Raw genomic sequence first — 2,322 nt, 5'->3', positions numbered from 1 at the left:
GATGTCGCCGATCTTGGACAGGCCGGCGCCGGCGCCCTTCATCACATACGTCATCGGGTCGATGACCCTGCCGACCTTGCCCGCCACCGAGATCGCCTTGGCCACCGCCCCGGCCTTGCCCGCACCCGCCACCGCCGCACCCTCACCACCGGTGAACACGGTCGTCAGCACGTTGAAAGTGACCCCACCCGCAGCACGCGCGGGATTCTTGCCCCACTCGTCCCACGCCAGCAACGCCTTGCCCGTCTGCTTCATCGTGTTGCGCGACTCACGCAGCCACGACGGCATGTACTTGTCCGGCGTCGCCCAGAACACCGCCGCCAGCAGCGGATTGTCCATGAACGCCAACCCCGTGGCGAGCTGGGCCAGGCCCTTCCAGGCCTGCTTCATCGCATCCCAGCCGTCCACACCCACCAGCGTGCCCAGGCCCTTGATCGTGCCCCAGATACCATCCACACAGATGCCGTCCCACAGAAACGACTTCGCCCAGTGCCCGAAGTCGTACCAGTGGTGCTTCTGCTCCACCGGATCACCCCACGGCAACCCCTTCGCACCCTTCAGGTCCGAAGCGTCATAGCCATACATGTTCGACTTGTTCGAACCATCACCGGCAATCATCTGCGTGCCATGCCAGATCGCCGTGATCTTGTTGTGGCACGTCCGCTCCGCCGCCCAGAACGCCGCCACCGCCGCCGTGACATCATCACGGATCCGGTTGTTCTTCCTGACCTTGTCCTCGTCGTACTCCCAGTCGTCATCCCCCCTGACCGAATCGACGAACGACGTGGCCTCCGCCTTCAGCTCCTTCAGCTTCGCCACCAGCGGACGGACCTCCGCCGCATACCCCGACAACGCCGACGACACCGTCTCCAGATGCGAAGCGAACGTATCCGCACGAGCCGCCACAGGCTTCGTCGACCCGAACAACTGCTCCGCCTCCGGCGCGTGATAAAACGCACGCAACCCCTGGAACTGCGCGTGCACATCCGCACCCGTGGAACGGATCAGCCCGGCATCCTTCTTCAGCGCCCCGTAATCCCTCTCCAACTGCTCCAGATCACCGGTGAACTCAGGAATCTCCTCCGGCTTGATCACGCCTTGCCCACTCCCGGCATCCTCACCCCAGGCGTGCACGCCTTACTCTGCGCATCCGCGGCCATCGCCTCATCACCGTCCAGATACGCCTTCGTCGCATCCACCACACCCTGCAACGACTTACCCGCCCGCGCCGCCACGAACTCCAGGTCCTTCATCGCCCGCTCCGCATACTGCGACAACGCCAACGCCACCAGACCGCCCTGCGCCTTCCCCCCGCCCTTGCCGCCGTGACCACCCTGACCGCCGTTGCCGCCGTGACCACCGTGACCGCCCGAGCCCCCGGAGCCGCCGCCCGCGGAGATCGTCCCGCACTCGACGCCGCCGACTGCAAATGCGTACCGTAATCCTTCGCCTGCTGCTCCAGATGCGACGCCGTCTTACCCGTCGCCGTCAGCACATGATCAATACCCTGCGGATGCAGATCCCAGCCCGACATACCAACCCCCGTGAACCCGCCAACCAGCCCCTGCTCAGCCGATGTTGTCGACCGCCGACTTCGCCTTCGCCAACGTCGAATGCGCCGTCGAGTCGTTCTTCTCCATCGTCGTCTTCAGCAGATGAATAATGTTCCGCACCTCCTGCGACGCATGATTCCAACGACGCTCCTTACCGTGGTACTCATCCGCCACACCATCCGCCGTGAAATCCGCCATCGCCTTCTTCACCTGCTTGTCCCGCGCCGCGATCACCATCTCCAACTGAGCGATCACACCCGCCAGATTCCCCTGCACATCCGCCGACGCCGACGTGTCATACGACCGACGATCCGCACCCGCGCCCGCACCCGCCATCACACACCACTCCCCGAAAAACACACCAAAGAACCGAAACGCTCAGACACACAACAACCCGAACCCAACAACCCGAACTCAACGACCCGAGAACCGCGCCGCATCGAAATTCGCCGAACCCATCTGCCGCTTCGCGTTGTCACCCTGCTCCTGATCACCCGTACTGAACGCACTGTCCATCCCCGACTGACCACCCAGGATCGCCCCCAACGACTGATCCAGCTCCTTCGCGATCCCATCCGCCCGCACCTTGAACTGATCAAACGCCGCACGACCCACACCGTTGAACTTCCCCTCCAACGGCTCCGCCGCCTGCACCAACTGCCGGACCAACGACCCCAGATCCTGACTCGACCCACGCGAATCACGCATCAACGTCGACAACGTCTGCGCACCCATATCGAACTTCATGTCGCCTCCCCCGCTACGGGCT

At 64.0% G+C, this 2,322-nt stretch carries 4 protein-coding genes and 1 pseudogene; all 5 read right to left on the bottom strand.

Annotated features, from left to right (window positions below; translation table 11 throughout):
- A pseudogene (locus M878_RS000000100230) lies at positions 1-1,095 on the bottom strand (ADP-ribosyltransferase); the annotation flags it as partial.
- Entirely contained in the window at positions 1,092-1,253 is a 162-nt protein-coding gene (locus tag M878_RS000000101475; RefSeq protein ID WP_425347914.1) for a DUF6507 family protein, read from the bottom strand. The gene M878_RS000000101475 and the pseudogene M878_RS000000100230, both read right to left, overlap by 4 nt.
- Positions 1,250-1,534: a DUF6507 family protein gene (locus tag M878_RS000000101470; RefSeq protein WP_342452732.1), complete on the bottom strand. Its 285-nt coding sequence runs from the start codon at positions 1,532-1,534 to the stop codon at positions 1,250-1,252. Before M878_RS000000101470 ends, M878_RS000000101475 begins: the two co-directional genes overlap by 4 nt.
- A 34-nt stretch (positions 1,535-1,568) precedes the next feature.
- On the bottom strand, positions 1,569-1,889 hold the full coding sequence (locus M878_RS76895; RefSeq protein ID WP_023550597.1) for a pore-forming ESAT-6 family protein: 321 nt from the start codon (positions 1,887-1,889) through the stop codon (positions 1,569-1,571).
- 78 nt (positions 1,890-1,967) lie between these two features.
- A complete protein-coding gene (locus M878_RS76890) occupies positions 1,968-2,300 on the bottom strand; it encodes a hypothetical protein (protein WP_031225944.1) in 333 nt (110 codons plus the stop codon).
- Positions 2,301-2,322 lie beyond the last annotated feature (22 nt).

Source organism: Streptomyces roseochromogenus subsp. oscitans DS 12.976 (assembly GCF_000497445.1).
GTDB lineage: Bacteria > Actinomycetota > Actinomycetes > Streptomycetales > Streptomycetaceae > Streptomyces > Streptomyces oscitans.
The sequence above is the reverse complement of the archived record's forward strand: the minus strand, read 5'-3'. Positions and strand labels throughout refer to the sequence as shown.